Genomic DNA, 15,656 nt, shown 5'->3' on the forward strand with positions numbered 1-15,656 from the left:
ATTACTTCAACGCGTAGAGATAAGCGGCGATGTCCCGCGCCTGTTGCTCGGTGATCCTCGTCGACGGCATGGCCGTGTGCCGATTGACTTCCCTCGCCGAGCGTATCCAGCGGATCATGTTCTCCGGATTGTTTGCCAGCAGGCCACCGATAAAGACCCTGTCGGCAAGGCCACCGTCCAGGCGGGGTCCGACCTGGCCTTGCGCACCCGGCACGCCGGGTATCGTATGGCAGCCGGAGCAGCCATTCGCCGTCATGATTGGAATGGCGCGGGCGCCTACGCCGCCGGTCGCCGCATCCGACTCGTGCCGGACGCGCTCGCGCCGGTCGGACCACAAAGTCGCCGCAGCGACAGCCGCGGCCAGCAGCAGGATTGCGGCAAGGGCGCCCCCGATCAGCCTACCCAGGTCGGAGCGCATGTGTTGCCTCCCTGGTTGCGCTGCTGCTTATCCAGAGGCCGGCGAGCAGCAGGGCGGCGCCGCCATAGATCAAACCGGCCGGAACCCACATTACCAATCCGGCGAGCTGCTGGTCCTCGATCGCGGTCATTCCCCACAATGCCGCGCCGGCGCCATTCTCCGGATACCAGAGTTTGGGCGATATCAGCAGCAGGACACCGAGCAGGCCGGTATGAAGCGAGGTGAAGAAAAGATGCATGACGGAGCTGCCATAGGTCTGCTGTCGACCGGGGCGCGGAAGGAGCGCCCACCAGAACAGCAAGGCTGTGCCGAGGAAGCTCGCATGCTGGGCATAATGAAGAAAGCCCTGCTGGAGCGCTGCCTGGAACAACGCCGGAATGTGCCAGATCCAGATGGCGACGCCGTGAATGATCGTCGCGTTGAGGGGGCGGATCACCAGGGCCCAAACCGATTGCAGCGTCTTTGCGCGCGTGAGCTTGCCCGTTCCGCGGCGAAGTGAGGCCGGCAAGGACCAGAGCAGGACTGCGCCTGGGCAAGCGGCGACAAGGAGGGGCGCCGCCACCGCCATCAGCAGTTCATGCTCGATCATATGGGCGGCAAACACCCGCTCGCCGAGCGCATGGATGGGGCTGACCAGTGCTGCCGTCAGCACGCCCCAACCGGCGGCGAAAAACAACGCCTGCCGCATCCGCTCGGGACGGCCTCGGCTGCTGCGGCGCCACAACCGAGTCGCTCCGATGGAATAAAGGAAGGCAATCGCGGCCAGCGGAAACGTGATGGGAAATGCGAGCGTCCATCCGGCCTCGGGCGCGCCGGCGCCGTAGCAGATCGAGGTCGAGAAGAACGCGTCGAAGCTCATCGCAGGCACTCGTCGAGAATGAGAGCCGCGCTGCCTTGCATGATGATGACGAGGGCAAACAGCAATGCCGCAAGCATGCCGAGATCGGCGACGAACTGCTCGGTGCTGCGCGTGCGCTCAGGCTTGAAGGCGGCGCCGCCCTGCCGCTTCGCCCGCCATGACAAGGCACCGCCGAGCAGCGAAAGCACGGCGAGCACCAGTGCCACGGGAAGCACCACCGGCACCTGGCGGTTGCACTGCCATGGTACGAGTGCGTAGTTCAGCTGCGTCGAGATTGCCCAAGCCATCGGCCCCGACAGAAGCCCAGCCCAGGACGTTCCCATTTTCAACGCACGCATCAGCCTAGCCTCGGCATCCAGTAGATGAGCAGATAGATCGGGATCCAGGTCAGCACCACGAAATCCCAATAGAAGACATTGTCGCCGACATCGCCGAAGCGCCGGCCGCTATAGCCATGGCGTGTGAACATCAGCACCGTCAAAACGATGGTGTCGCCGACATCGGTGATCAGGTGTGTGGTGTGCAGCCCGAGCAGCACCCAGAGCATCGAGCCATAGGCGTTCGTGTCCCAGTAGATGTTCAGCGCCGGGAATTCGAACCAGCGCACGACAAGCGGGGCCAGACCGAGCAGCGACATCACCACCAGCCCGATCCGCACCGGCACGATCGCGCATTGCTTGGCGTAGCCGTGGAGCATGTGGTTCGGCACCACGCTGATGATAAACAGGATGGTGACGATCGTCCCGGGCCAATGGTTGGGTTCCGGGGCGCTTAGACGCCAATTGGGCCACAAGGTCGCGAGATAGAGATAAGCGCCGGCGGCCAACGCAAAGCCCATGCCTTCCAGCGCCATGAAGCCGAGCGTTCCCCACCAGGTCGGGCTGCGCGGACCATGTCCAAAGGTTGGGAGGTCCGAAAGATCCAAGCTGGGACGCTCACTCATCCCTCATCCTCCGGGTCGTCCTTGGGCCAGAACCAGCCGATCAAGGTGATGGCGATCGGCGCGGCGCCCCAGACGATCGCCCAGGGCGTGAAGATCGAATAGACAAACGTACCGCCGACGGCGATTGCCGCCAGCAGCGGCCAGATCGACGGTGTCGCCGATTTCTCGCGAATGTCGGGATGGGCTTCCGCCACGGTTGAGATCAACAGCTCACGGACATCGACGCGAAGTCCGGTCGCCACAGGCAGCGCCTCGCGTTCGGCCCAGAGCGGCTCGACATGTGTGACAATCGGTATCCGCGCGAAATTATAGCTTGGCGGCGGCGAAGACGTCGCCCATTCGAGCGTACCGGCATCCCAGGGATTGTTTCCGGCCAGTGCGCCCTTCAACGCGCTGTGTACAAGATTGAAAGTGAACAGTACGAAGCTGAGGAAAAAGAGCACCGCGCCGGCGCTGATGAACAGGTTGATGTTGCCCCAGCCAAGCTCGGCCGGATAGGTGTAGACCCTGCGTGGCATGCCCCAGAGCCCGACGAGATGCATTGGGAAAAAAGCCGCGTTGAAGCCGATGAAAGCCAGCCAGAAATGCCAGCGCCCGAGACGCTCGCTCATCATGCGGCCGCTGATCTTGGGGAACCAGAAATAGGCCGCGCCCAGCAGCGGGAAGACCGAACCGCCGATCAGCACGTAATGGAAATGGGCGACGACGAAATAGGTGTCGTGCACCTGGAGGTCCAGCGGCACCGAAGCGAGCATGACGCCGGTGAGGCCGCCGATGACGAAGATGAAAAAGAAGCCGAACACGAACAGCACGGGCGTGCGGATCACCGGCCTGCCGTCCCACAAGGTCGCCAGCCAGCAGAAGATCTGAACGCCATTGGGGATGGCGATCAGCATGCTCGACGCGGTGAAGAAGCTGGCGCCGAGCTTGGGTAGTCCCGTCGCGAACATGTGATGGACCCAGAGGCCGAACGAAAGGAAACCGACGGCGATCAGCGACAAGACCAGCCCGAGATGCCCGAACACGGGACGCCGGGCGAAGACCGGGATGATCGCGGAGACCATGCCCGTCGCCGGCAGGAAGATGATGTAGACCTCGGGATGGCCAAAGAACCAGAACAGATGCTGGAAGAGCAGTGCGTCGCCGCCCTCGGCCGGGTTGAAGATATGTGTGCCGACCAGCCGGTCGAGGATCAGGAAGGTCGAGGTGATCATCACCGCGGGCATGGCGAAGACGACGACGAAGGAGGTAACCAGCATTGCCCAGACGTAGAGCGGAATCCTGTCCAGCGACATGCCGGGGGCTCGCTGCTTGAACACGGTGACGATGGTTGCCACCGCGACGGCCAGGGAGGATACTTCTGTATAAGTGATCATCTGGGCCCAGACGTCGGCCCGCTTGCCCGGCGCGAATTCGGGGCCTGACAGCGGCACATAAGCAAACCAGCCGACGTCGGGCGCCATGTTGAGCGCGAAAGACACCCAGGCGAATATGCCGCCCGAAACATAGATCCAGTAGCTGAACGCATTCAGGCGGGGAAAGGCGATGTTGCGGCTGCCGACCATCAGCGGGACGAGATAGATGCCTGTCGCCTGCACGATGGGCACGGCGAACAGGAACATCATGGTCACACCATGCATCGTGAACAGCTGGTTGTAGAGGTCCGGGCCGATCAGACCGCGCTGCGGCCCTGAGAGCTGGATGCGCATGGCGACAGCGTTGAGCCCGCCCAGGCACAGAAACACGAAGGCGGTGATCAGATAGCGCCGTGCGACAACCTTGTGGTCGACGCTCGACAGCGCGCCGATGATGCCGGGGGGCGTGCGCCATGTCCGCGCCAGCCAGCGATCCAGGCTGGCATCGTCCATGCCGGTGTCGCGCGGTCCGTCATGCTCGGGTGCGACGTCGCCTGTGGCGGGCGTTTCGCGCGGCAGGTCGCGTTCGCTTGTGAGATCCGCGCTGCTCATTTAAGCGCCTCGAGATAGGCGACCATGGCGTTGAGTTCGTCGCCGCTGAGCTCCACCACCGGCATGTGGGATCCGGGCTTGATGCCCTGTGGGTCGGCTATCCAGGCGGCGAGGTTGCCGCGGCTCATCGTCAATGTCCCGGCGGCAAGCGTCTGCCGGCTGGCTATATGGGTGAGGTCGGGGGCGACCGTTCCTCCGGCAGGCGTGCCGCCTATTCTGTGACACATCACGCAAGGGCGTTTCAGAAACAGATCCTGGCCGGCCTTGGCTTCGTCCCCCGTCGGAGTAGCGGCCGGCTGCAGCTGGTCGTTCCACCAGGCGTCGAACTTCGCACGCGGCTCGGCGATGATGAAGGTGCCCATGTTTGCGTGCTGCGCCCCGCAGAACTCGGCGCATTGACCTCGGTAAACACCAGGCTTGTCTGCCTTGAGGTCGAGCACGTTCATGTGGCCGGGAATGAGGTCGAGCTTGCCCGAAAGGCTCGGGATCCAGAAGGAATGGATGACGTCGGTCGAGGTCAGAAGAAGCCGCACCGGCTCCCCGGCTGGGATATGGATCTCGTTCGCCGTGGTCAGGATGCGGCTTGGCGTGGCATCCTCATAGCGCACCTCCCACCACCATTGATGGCCGGTGACCCGAATGGTCAGTGCGGCATCCGAGCCGATCGCGGCGAGCGTCCTGTTGGCGAAGAAGCTCAGCAAGGTCAGTCCGATCAGGACAATGGCGGTCAACCCGACGGCGGTCATCACCGCGCGCAGCTTCCGGTCGTCGGCGCCGGCCTTGATCGCGAGCGGCTCCGCCTGCGCGCGCGACCGCATCATCAAGGGCACGACGAGGGCGATCATCACCAGCACCCACACCACGGCGCAGAGCGCGGTGAAGAACCAGATCAGCCATGCCAGTTCGCTCGCCGCGGGACCTTTCGGGTCGAGGGCGGATTGCCAGCCCGCGCATCCCTGGAGCAACAGAGCGCCGGCGGTGGCGAACGCCATCGAGACGAGACGTTTCACGGCGACTTCCCCAGCGTGGCCGCGTCGGGCATGCGGTTTTCCGACGGATGCGCCATCATGTCGTCATTGCGTTGCGGCGCGGCGGAAGACGGCGCGTTGCCGCTCAGCGAGCGCACGAAAGCCGCAAGCTCCCAGATCTGGTCGTCGGGAATCTTGTCGCGGAAGCTCGGCATGCCGTTTGGCCGACCGTCGCGGATCGTGGCATGGATGCTTTCGATCGAGCTGCCATAGAGCCACTTCTGGTCCATCAGGGCCGGCCCCATGCCGCCGCCGCCATTGGCGTGGCATCCAGAACAGTTGAACCAGCCGAAAAGCCGTTTCCCTTCGCTCATGTGGAAGGCGTTGGCCTCGAAGCTCGCCGCCTTGTTGTCGCTGGCGGGGGGGCGCTGTCCGCCGGGCTCCAGCGTGGTCACAGGTGTCGGCTGCTCGCCCGATCCGAGCGCCGATTGCGGGCGCGTGTCACGTTCCTCGCGCTGGCAGGCAGCGAGCGCCAGGACTGGAAACAGGAGCATGGCCACAGCGGCTCTCATCGCACCGGGCTCCCCGAGGCATCGAGGCGCGGCACGCCATATTGTGACAGCAAGGCATCTATCTCGACCTTGTGCCTGGACAGGGCGCCATTGACGTCCCCGCGCAGCGCATCGTCTTCGCGGCGGACGCCCATCGAGATGTCGTAGATCATCGGCAGTTGCGGTCCGTCGATGCGGGGCGCAACCGGCGTGATGCGGAGCGGCACCTTCTGCCTGGCGGCGAAGTAGCCGGCGAGGGGGCCCCAGACCACCGCAAGGTCGATCTCGCCACTCGCCACCGCTTCGACGATGCGCGCCGGCGGGTTGGGGGCGGAATAATCGCCATACACGGGATAGCCGACGAGGTGCCCGACGATACCGCGGCGGCCAAGCGCCTGGACCGGAGGCGAATTGGCGCCATCGTCACCGATGAGCTGAACACCGATCCGCATGTCGCGCAGCCGCGGATCATTGAACGATGCTACGTCGGGGCCGTCCCTGCGGGTGACGAAGACATAGGACGATCGGTAGTAGGGCGTGGTGGTGCGCAGCATTTCGAGGTTGCTCGGCGTGCCCGGCACCAGATCGCACAGGCCCGCCTTCAGCGTGTTTCGGATGAAGCCGCGGCGCTGCGCCCACCAGGTATAGGTCAGCTTCGCGCCGAGATCGGACGCAACGATTTCGGCGATCCTGTTCTCGAAGCCCTGACCGGCCGCGTTGGAGAACGGCATGTTGTTCGGATCGGCGCAGACCCTCAGCTCACGTGCGTCGGCTGTGGCCGTCAAGAACACGAAGGCGATGGCGGCCATGCCGATCACCAGCCGTTGACACGCCTTTCGCGCCGGACCTACGGTCAAGTACAATCCATCAAGGCAGCCGGAACACATAAAGCGTGCCTCCCGAGGTTGTCGCGTTCTTCAGATCCTTCATGGCATTGACGAAACCGAGCGCGGCGGTGGCGTCACGCGGGTCAAGATCGCCCGATACAATGGCGCCGGCCCAGCCGCCGACGCCTGAGAGGATGGCGACATATTGGTGCCCATCGGGACCGCGATAGGTGATGGGCTGGCCGATGATCCCGGACGAGGTCTTGAACTGCCAAAGCAGGTCTCCGGTCTTGGCGCTGACCGCCTTGAACCAGCCTTCCATCGTGCCATAGAAGACAACGTCGCCGGCGGTCACCACCGCGCCGCTCCACACCGGGAAATTCTCCTTGAGGCTCCAGGCGGGTTTCTCCGCGGCGATGTCCCAGGCGGTGAAGGCGCCGCGATTACCGCCGGGCCCTGGTATCATGCGGACGTTCATGCCCACATAGGGCGTGCCGGCGATGTAGTTCACCTCGACGCCTTCTTCATCCATGCACAGATTGTTGTGCGGGATGTAGAGCAGGCCGGTCTTCGGCGAGAACGCGGAAGGCTGCCAGTCCTTGAGGCCCGACGCCGTCGGACAGATATCGCGAACGACCTTGCCGGTGCCGGTCTTCTTGTCCGGGTTTACGATCAGCCGACCGGTTTTCAGATCCACACCTTTGCTGGAGTTGACCGGACCAAACGGTTTTGCCGACAGCACCTCGCCGGTTGTCCGGTCGAGGATGTAGAGATAGCCGTTGCGCTCCGGCCGGATCAGCACCTTGCGCGGCTTGCCCTGCCAGGTCATGTCGAGCAGGATCTGCTCGTTGATGCCGTCATAATCGTGGAGGTCATGCGGGCTCCACTGATAGAACCATTTCGCCGCGCCGGTGTCGGGATCGCGCGCGAAAATGCCAGACGTCCACTTGTTGTCGCCCGGCCGCAAATCCGGATTCCATGGTCCGGGATTGCCGGTGCCGTGGAAGATCAGGTTCAGATCGGGATCATAGGAAATCCAGCCCCACATGTTGCCGCCGCCGATCTTCCAGGCTTCCGGCGGCCACGTCGTGACGCCAAGATCCTTGCCTTTGTCCATGTCGTAGTGCGGCTTGAAGTCCGATCCGATCAGCACGTCCTTGTCCGGCCCGGTGCTATAGGCGATCCAGACGACATGACCGTCGCCGGCGTCGAGCGCCTTTACCCAGCCGCGAACGCCCATCTCGCCGCCGGAATTGCCGACCAGCACTTTGCCCTTCACCACAAGCGGCGCCATGGTGATGGTCTCGCCGATGTTGATGTTGCCGACATGAGTGTTCCAGATCGGCTTGCCCGTGTTCGCATCAAGGGCAATCGTGTGGCCGTCCAGCGTATTGAAAAAGATGCGCCCGTCGGCGAATGCCACCCCTCGGTTGACGACGTCGCAGCAGGCCACCCCCTGTGCCGCCGGCTCGGGATTGGGTTCGTACTTCCACTTCATCGGGGCGCCGGGCTTGGAGAGATCGAGCGCATAGACGAAGTTGGGAAAGGGCGTCACGATATACATGGTGTTGCCGACGACCAGCGGCGCTGCTTCCTGGCCCTTGTTCACGCCTGTCGAGAACGTGAACGCGACCTGCAGGTTCTTGACGTTGCCTTCATTGATCTCGGAGAGTTCGCTGAAGCGCGTCGACGCGTAGTTCTTGGCCGGCATCGTCCATTGGCCGTCATCGGGTGGCGAAGCTGCGGCTGGCGGTACGATCGCTGGTGTTTTAGGGGGCTCGGACGCAGCGCCCAAAAGCGGCAGGCAGGCGAGCAGCGTCACCAGAAGGATAGCGCAAAACGAATTCCCGGCTGCCAATTTGCGGGTATGTCGTTCTACGTCAACGCGCGTCAATGCCAACTGCGGCATAGCTTTCATTTATTGATCGAGCCTCCCACGCCGGCGCCGAGTTCGGCCGCGATGTCGGCCTCCGTTCCGGCACAAAGCGGATGGCCCCAGCCCGAAGCGCTTTTGCCGCCGGGGTCCAGATCGTAGACAATGGCATCCTTGCGATTTGGATTGACGCCTGCCGGGACCTTGTCGAAGCCGAGCGCCGCGCGGATACGCCAGGCGACATTGTGATCGGCGCATGAGGAATCGCCTGAAACGCCGAGGCCGCCGACAATGCTCTTGCCGTCGTAGAGGGCAAGCCCGCCGCCAAACACCACGACGCCTCCGATCGGCTTGCCGACGAGCGGGTCGCCGCCGCTTCCGAACGTTTTGGGATCGCCCGTATAGGCCGCGGCCTGGTTGACAGGATTGGTCTCCTGCAGGCCAAATAGCGGTCCCCCGGGCTGCACCCCCGCATAGAGATTGGCCGTCGAGAGGGCCATCTGAGCCAGGCTGAGACCGTTGGCCGTGTTGGCTTTCTCCGCTGCTATGAGCCGACTTCCCGGCCATTGCGAGTCGGGGGTGGGGCCGCTGAACGCAATCGCGCAGACAGTGCCGTCACGGGCAACGATGGCTGCCCATTCGTTGGTTTCAAAGCCGCCATTGGCTGGTCCGCCGCTTGCCTTCACGTTGGCTTTGAGGGCTGCAAGCAGCTTGTCGTGGTCGGCCGGACAGGGTTCCTGCGCCATGGCCTCGTGCCCGTGGAACAGGCCACCCATCAGCAACAGCAGGCCAAAAAGAGGTACGAAAAGCTGCGAGCGATACATTGTCCTGGCATTCGTTTACATAACAAGGACCACCCCGGCAGACCGCAGAATGCGAGGATACGTCCAGTGCGTCAGTGCCTAACTCGCGTAATGCTTCTATGTTCCTGCTTTGCATAAAATTCATGCAGTTGGATTTGGGTGCAGGTGTTCAATCAAAGCATGGGACCTGGACACCCGTGGCCACATGCCAAGCGGTGAGGCAACCCGGCTGATCCAGGAAAATGCGATCGGGACAGCGCAGACGTACCCGCCCTGACAAACGCTGTTGCATGTCACGGCGTTCGACGATGGATGATCTCTTCAATAAGTTTAGCGTCGGCTTCGTATTCCGCGGCGCGCGCAGCCATTTGACTGGCCAGGCTGTGTCTTTCCCGCGCGGCTTGGCGTTTTGCCGTACGTTTCGCCAACTCAGCCCGCTGCTGGTGCGCTCTTAGAAGGCTCCAAAGAGCCTGTTCCGCATCGTCAGCCTGGGCCTGCATCAAAACGTCTGCCCCGAACGCATGTCCGGTGTGGCAGCGGTAACGGGTAATCGGCCCGTCTTCGATCTCCCATAGGGGGCCATGACATTCGGGGCAGACAAATGTCGAGGGGGCGCCAAGCTGGCCTTCGGTCAATTCCATTGTGCTGTGCTCCTGAGCTGCAATCGCTGCCTCAAGGCGGATGCCGGACGGGATTTCTGGTGTCGGTCCTGCGATTTCGGAAGCAAGCCTGTGCAACAGGCCAGCCATTTCGGACAGAGGGACGCAATGGTCGATTTCCACATTCTGCAAGGCGCTCAGCGGCATGTCGGGTACTGCAGCGTCGCCGGGGTCCTGGACTACGCTGACGCCTCCGCACATCTTGATTGCGTGCAGGCCGGCGGTGCCGTCGGAGAGGCTGCCTGTGAGCACGACGCCGATCACGCTGCCGCCAAAGCTGCAGGCCGCCGATCGAAACAGGGGGTCGATGGCGGGGCGCGCCAGGTTCTCGCGCGGCCCGCGCCGCAGCAGCATATGATCGTGGTGTAACAGAAGGTGAGCTCCCGGCGGTGCAACGAAGATGTGCCCGTTTTTAACCTTCATGCCGTTGGAGGCATTTGCAACGGGCATGTTGGCAGCGCGACCGAGAATGTCGCCGAGGTAACTCGTGGGACCAACGTGCTGTACGACGAGGAGAGCCGCCGGGATGTCCGGCGAAAGATCGCGGACAAGTCTCTTCAGCGCGTCGACGCCGCCGGCCGATGCTCCGATTGTCACGATGCACCGGTTCTCGCAACCGTCGGGACGGACCTTATCCGGCTGGTCCGCACGCTCCGAATCTGGTCGTGGTGCGGCGGTGGCCATGGTTGCTTCACCCACATTCAGCACAGATGTCGATGCGAGCGCTCCGGCCAGTCCGTTGCTGGTCGGATGCCCTGCCTTCGTCGGTGTTAGCTTCCGGCCGCATCGCGGAACATAGATGCCCGCGTCGGCTCTGTGCTAACGCCTACGTGCGCGTTTGACGGCAGCCTCTGCCACGGCCGGGGCCTCCTGAATGCTTGCCGCGCCGCCGAAATCGGCGTTCTTGGTACGGCCAGCTCCCGGGCCTGCTCCTAGATCAGCGCCTGTTGTCGGATCGGAAGCCGGATCGGAAAGCGTACGGTCGGCCATCCTGGCCACCACCTTCATGTCTTTGGCCCCCAGCTTGACAGTTGCCAGGCCGTCTCCGCCGTCGACGGGCATCACCTCTTCAAGGTCATCGATCCGATCCCACTCTTCGCCGGAATTCCATGGGCCAGCGACATCGCCGTCGCCTTGAGAGGTGTTGACATACATGCTGGCGTACTTCTCTACGCCTGGGAGCTTGCCGGAAGGGAAATTGTTTTCGATCGCGTAGAGTGCTTTCTCAAACGACTTCTGGTGCGCGATCTCGCGGGTCATCAGGAAGCCGAGCGCGTCCTTGATTCCCGGGTCGTCGGTGATGTTGATGAGGCGTTCGTAAACGATCTTGGCGCGGGCTTCGGCGGCGATATTCGACCGCAAATCCACCGTAGGTTCACCGCGCGAGTCGACATAGGCCGCGGTCCAGGGAACGCCGGCTGAGTCGCACAGCGCGGGAGCGCCGCCGAACAGAATTGATTCCTTGGCTGTTGTGCCGCTGGCGCCGATCATCAGGTAAAGGTCGGCTTCCTTCATTTGGCCCTCGGCCAGCTGTGCCTTGAGCCCCTTGTTGAGCATGGTGACGATTGATCCCACCACTTCGAGATGGCTGAGTTCTTCGGTCGCAATATCGAGCAACATGTCGCGACGGCCAAGATCGTCCTCGCCAAGCCCTTGCGTGAAATAGCGCATGGCCGCTGCAAGCTCGCCATCGGCGCCGCCGAACTGTTCCATGATCATGCAGGCCAGGCGAGGATTCGGCTCCGAGACGCGAACGGTGTATTGCAGGCGCTTGTTGTGCATGAACATGGACATCTCTCCGGTTAGATCATCCGAACATCCCGGCAAGTTGATTGTTCCATCCGGCCATCGGCCAGCGAGCATTTTTACGGCAGCTTCAGTGTTGAGCATCTCAGGGAGCCAGAGGCGGCATTTATTTCTCCGACCGGTGACCGGCGGCAACGAGATTTCGATCGTGCTGCGCCATCACGGCAATGAGCAAGGCCGCGGATGGGCAAGAGGTAGACAAAATCTGGAGGGATACTGGCTCGGAAAAGTGAAGCCGGGCCATATTAATACGATGTCGGTGTCGACACCTTCGGCCCGTTTCGCTGCACACCTAGCGGCAAACGCCGGGTTCGGTCACACGGCGAGCGTCGCGGGCTGTTGCCCGTTCACTTTCGATCCAGCACCTTCCGGACTTTCTCTGCCAATTCGTCGATCGTGTAGGGCTTGGTCAAAAGTTCGGTTCCGAAATCGAGCGTGCCGTTGTGGACAATCGCATTTCGTGTGTAGCCGGTGGTGTAGAGCACTTTTAACGACGGGTGCATTGTCTTGACCTGATCCACCAGCTCCCGGCCCGACATCTCCGGCATCACCACGTCGGTGAACAGAAGCGACGGCACTTGCCCGCTTTCGACGGCCACCAGCGCGTCGCGTGGGCCTTGCATTTCCAGCACGGAGTAGCCCAGTTCCCGCAGCGCTTCCGCGGCCATCAGCCGGACGCGATCTTCATCCTCGACAACCATGATGATCTCGTCTGCACAGCCGGGGTGCTCGCCTGCCACGACGTCGATTTGGCTGTCGAGCACGCCGTGGTGCGAGCGCGGCAGATATATTTTCAAGGTGGTTCCGATGCCTTGCTCGGAATAGATCTTCACACTGCCGCCGGACTGGCGAACAAACCCATAGACTTGGCTGAGTCCCAGCCCGGTGCCTTTGCCGACCCCCTTGGTGGTGAAGAACGGATCGAAGGCTCTTGCGACAACATCAGCAGTCATGCCCGTTCCTGTATCGGTGACCGCTATCATCACATACTGGCCGGAGGGGATCGCGTTCTCCCTGGCATAGCGCTCGTCGACGTGGGCGTTTGATGTCTCGATCGTCAGCTTGCCGCCAGCAGGCATGGCATCCCTTGCGTTGACGCAAAGGTTGAGCAGCGCGCTTTCCAATTGCCCTGCGTCGGCCTCGACATGCCATAGCCCCGCGGCGAGCACGGTCTCGATCTGGATGGTCTCGCCAAGCGTCCGGTTCAGCAATTCGCTCATACCGGAGACGAGGCGATTTGGATTCAGCCGCTTCGGCGCCAGTGGTTGCTGGCGGGAAAAGGCGAGCAGTCGCCTGGTAAGTTCTGCGGCACGTTGTGCTCCATCGATCGCGCCGGTTACGAATTGGTGGACGTTGGTATCGCCGTTTCTGAGCTTGCGCTGCACAAGGTTCAGGCCGCCGATGATGACGGCCAGCATATTGTTGAAGTCGTGCGCGATGCCACCGGTGAGCTGTCCGACAGCTTCCATCTTCTGGGCTTGGCGCAGGTGCTCTTCTGCTCTGGCGCGTTCCGCAACTTCATCTTTGACACGTTGTTCGAGCGTGCCGTTGAGTGCCTGCAGCGCCTTGAACAGCCGGGAGTTGTCGATGGCCGTCGCGGCATGGCCGGCAAGCCCCAGCAAGGCCGCTTCTTGCTGTTCGGCGAACACGCCGGTCTCTGAATGACCAAGGAAGAGGCCGCCCAGGACCTCGCCCGAACGCGAGACGACCGGCACGGCGAGATAGGAACGCACCGGCAGATGGCCCTCCGGCATTCCCTTGCGGGGCCAGTTCTTTCCGTAACGCGGATCGGTGAGGATATCGTCGGAACGCACCACGCTTGTGCCGCGGAAAGTGGGCTCGAACACCGCGGTGTTGCGCGGCATGGGAAAGTTTTCGAAAGCAGAACGAGGTGCCCCCGAAAGGGCGTAGAGCACATAGCTGTCGCCCTTGTCGTCGATCACATTGTAGAAGAAAGCTCCAAATTGTGCGCCCGACAGCACGACGCCGGCATCGGTTACCGTCTGGACAATTCGCTCCACGTCAAGCTCGGCCGCCACGGCTGCCGCAGTAGCGTTCATCAACTGAAGCTGATGCTCCACCCGCTTTCGCGCGGTGACATCAACCACGGTGCCGATGAAGCGGATCGCACGGCCGGACTGGAAAAGTGCTTCCCCGGTTGCGGCAATCCAGCGCTCCTTGCCATCCCGAAGGCCGATCGTCCGGTATTCGATGTCGTAGCGGGAGGGGGTGCCCGGCGCGAGCGACTGGCGTACGGCCTCGTCGGCCCGTGCGCGATCTTCCGGGTGGAGGCCCGCCAGGAAGGCGCTTTCATATGTCACCTCCGCGTCCGGCGGCAAACCAAAAAGGGCTTTGCACCGGTCGTCCCAACGCAGCACTCCGCTGATGGGATCGTAATCCCAGGTGCCAATAGCGGCCGCGTCGGTGGCAAGCCTCAGCCGCTCCTCGCTCGCCCGTGCCGCCTGTTCCGAGCGAACGCGCTCGATGTGAGCCCAGGACCGCTCCGTCACCTCGGTCAGCAAGGACAATTCGCGTTGCGACCAGACGCGGCGCTGCTTGTCGTGGATGGCCATCAGGGCAGTCAGTCGGCCTTGTTTGACCAAAGGCATACAGATGGTTGCCGTTATCCCGATATCCTGAAAGGTCTTCGCTTCCTCGGGAGCGATTTCCTCAAGGTTGTTGTTGATGATAAGCGGCTTGTTGGCGCTGAGGTTGGTGACAGCCAGGCGACCGAAATCGGCAAGACTGTAATATCCCCTGATGCTGGGCGAGCCAGGTGCGCTCCAATCGCCGCGGATGGTGAAATGGTCTTGGTCCTGCTCCATGTCGGCATAGGCGCAAATCGAGACGCCAAGATGTTCGCCGAGGAGCCGAGTGGTGATCTGCATGACAGCATCGGCGTCGGCCGCGAGGGCTATCTCCCTGCCGAGGCGGTCGAGAAAAGCAAGGCGTTCGGCGTTCTCACGCAGGGCCAGTTCGGCGCGAAGGCGTTCTATCGCCGTACGCGTCCGGTCCGCGACTGCCGAAATGAGGGCTACTTCCTCCGTCGCCCAGCGTCTGGGCGCGGAGTGGTTCAGGTATAACAGCGCCACCAGCCCGCCATGCTCGGTAACGGGCATGTTGATGACGGATTGGGCGCTGATGGCTTTGAGTGCCTCCGCATGGCTGCTGGTTCGCGGATCTGTCTCGGCGTTTTCAAAGACAACGGTTTCGCCTCGCTTCAAATCCTCGATATACGAGCCGTAGTTCCTGAAATTCAGCGTCCCAGCCAGGCTTTTGATGCCTGGCGCGTTCCAGTCCCTGTCAATGGTGATCGTTTCTTTCTCTAGATCGATCGTGCCGTATCCGGCTCGGCTGATGCCAAAATGGTTCCCCAGCAGTTCCGCGGCTGCGTAGGCCAGTTCTGCGGGATCCGTAATCTCGCGAATACGGTCGCCCAGCGCTGCCAAAAGCTCGAAGCGCTGCAGTTCAGATCGCGGATTGCTTGAAGTGGCCCCCATTTCGCCCCCGTTTTGCCCGGACTTAAATGCAGTCTGCGGCCAAGAGTTCCCCGCAGGACGGCAGTTTGTTTGGCGGGCCGGTCAGCCGAACACGCCGCACCGCGGTCATAGGTTAATGACAGCTTGGCGCGCTGTGGCGGATAAAGGGGAAACCAGCGGGCACTTGACGAGCTCCCGCTGGCTGGGTGCCCGAACCGCACTTCACTCGTTTGGAGACGTTTTGATGCTTGACCGACCCATTCTTACGAATACGGACGCTCTCTATCCAGACGACCTGAAAACGCTTCGGTCGGTTTTCGACGCGCTGTGTGAGGAATTTGAGATTTCGTCGGACACTACCGCGGCAGAATCCATCGCGAGAGAGCTGGTCAGACTTTTCCAGACCGGGATGACGGAAGCGGCCATGCTGATGATTGCCGTGCGCGCACGTTGGCAGGGTGATTGGAAACTGGGAGACAGCAGCGCTGCCCAGGCTTAACGGT

The 15,656-nt window shown here is 62.4% G+C and carries 14 protein-coding genes; 1 reads left to right on the forward strand and 13 read right to left on the reverse strand.

Features of this window, described 5'->3' with window-relative positions; translation table 11 throughout:
* Nucleotide 1: 1 nt before the first annotated feature.
* From NKI61_RS03760 to NKI61_RS03820, 13 genes are all read right to left on the reverse strand, one after another.
* Nucleotides 2-418 (reverse strand): c-type cytochrome, encoded by a 417-nt coding sequence (locus NKI61_RS03760; protein ID WP_023700003.1) that lies wholly within the window; start codon nucleotides 416-418, stop codon nucleotides 2-4.
* Nucleotides 399-1,277 carry a cytochrome c oxidase assembly protein gene (locus tag NKI61_RS03765; RefSeq protein ID WP_023700004.1) on the reverse strand — a complete coding sequence of 293 codons (879 nt, stop codon included), beginning with the start codon at nucleotides 1,275-1,277 and terminating at the stop codon, nucleotides 399-401. Before NKI61_RS03765 ends, NKI61_RS03760 begins: the two co-directional genes overlap by 20 nt.
* A complete protein-coding gene (locus NKI61_RS03770; RefSeq protein WP_023687807.1) occupies nucleotides 1,274-1,615 on the reverse strand; it encodes a hypothetical protein in 342 nt (113 codons plus the stop codon). The genes NKI61_RS03765 and NKI61_RS03770 overlap by 4 nt, the downstream gene beginning before the upstream one ends.
* The gene (locus tag NKI61_RS03775) at nucleotides 1,615-2,220 is read right to left on the reverse strand and encodes a cytochrome c oxidase subunit 3 (protein ID WP_023733209.1); all 606 of its coding nucleotides are present in this window, start codon (nucleotides 2,218-2,220) and stop codon (nucleotides 1,615-1,617) included. The genes NKI61_RS03770 and NKI61_RS03775 overlap by 1 nt, the downstream gene beginning before the upstream one ends.
* Nucleotides 2,217-4,187 (reverse strand): cytochrome c oxidase subunit I, encoded by a 1,971-nt coding sequence (gene ctaD / locus NKI61_RS03780; RefSeq protein WP_352838860.1) that lies wholly within the window; start codon nucleotides 4,185-4,187, stop codon nucleotides 2,217-2,219. Before ctaD ends, NKI61_RS03775 begins: the two co-directional genes overlap by 4 nt.
* Entirely contained in the window at nucleotides 4,184-5,197 is a 1,014-nt protein-coding gene (gene coxB, locus NKI61_RS03785) for a cytochrome c oxidase subunit II (protein WP_023668010.1), read from the reverse strand. Before coxB ends, ctaD begins: the two co-directional genes overlap by 4 nt.
* Nucleotides 5,194-5,727, reverse strand: a complete 534-nt coding sequence (locus NKI61_RS03790) for a c-type cytochrome (protein ID WP_023681119.1) — start codon at nucleotides 5,725-5,727, stop codon at nucleotides 5,194-5,196. The genes coxB and NKI61_RS03790 overlap by 4 nt, the downstream gene beginning before the upstream one ends.
* Entirely contained in the window at nucleotides 5,724-6,515 is a 792-nt protein-coding gene (locus NKI61_RS03795; RefSeq protein WP_023815901.1) for a substrate-binding domain-containing protein, read from the reverse strand. The genes NKI61_RS03790 and NKI61_RS03795 overlap by 4 nt, the downstream gene beginning before the upstream one ends.
* Nucleotides 6,516-6,573: 58 nt before the next feature.
* Nucleotides 6,574-8,451: a methanol/ethanol family PQQ-dependent dehydrogenase gene (locus tag NKI61_RS03800; protein WP_031205621.1), complete on the reverse strand. Its 1,878-nt coding sequence runs from the start codon at nucleotides 8,449-8,451 to the stop codon at nucleotides 6,574-6,576.
* Nucleotides 8,448-9,230 (reverse strand): heme-binding protein, encoded by a 783-nt coding sequence (locus tag NKI61_RS03805; protein WP_031202575.1) that lies wholly within the window; start codon nucleotides 9,228-9,230, stop codon nucleotides 8,448-8,450. Before NKI61_RS03805 ends, NKI61_RS03800 begins: the two co-directional genes overlap by 4 nt.
* 272 nt (nucleotides 9,231-9,502) lie before the next feature.
* A complete protein-coding gene (locus NKI61_RS03810) occupies nucleotides 9,503-10,552 on the reverse strand; it encodes a chemotaxis protein CheB (protein WP_352838861.1) in 1,050 nt (349 codons plus the stop codon).
* A gap of 135 nt (nucleotides 10,553-10,687) precedes the next feature.
* On the reverse strand, nucleotides 10,688-11,656 hold the full coding sequence (locus tag NKI61_RS03815) for a manganese catalase family protein (RefSeq protein WP_023681124.1): 969 nt from the start codon (nucleotides 11,654-11,656) through the stop codon (nucleotides 10,688-10,690).
* A gap of 365 nt (nucleotides 11,657-12,021) precedes the next feature.
* Nucleotides 12,022-15,174 carry a GAF domain-containing hybrid sensor histidine kinase/response regulator gene (locus NKI61_RS03820; protein ID WP_023696348.1) on the reverse strand — a complete coding sequence of 1,051 codons (3,153 nt, stop codon included), beginning with the start codon at nucleotides 15,172-15,174 and terminating at the stop codon, nucleotides 12,022-12,024.
* Nucleotides 15,175-15,397: 223 nt separating this feature from the next.
* Between NKI61_RS03820 and NKI61_RS03825 the strand changes: the two genes are divergently transcribed.
* Complete coding sequence (locus NKI61_RS03825; RefSeq protein ID WP_352838862.1) at nucleotides 15,398-15,652, forward strand: hypothetical protein; 255 nt, start codon at nucleotides 15,398-15,400, stop codon at nucleotides 15,650-15,652.
* Nucleotides 15,653-15,656 lie beyond the last annotated feature (4 nt).

Source organism: Mesorhizobium sp. M0514 (genome assembly GCF_040321145.1).
GTDB lineage: Bacteria > Pseudomonadota > Alphaproteobacteria > Rhizobiales > Rhizobiaceae > Mesorhizobium.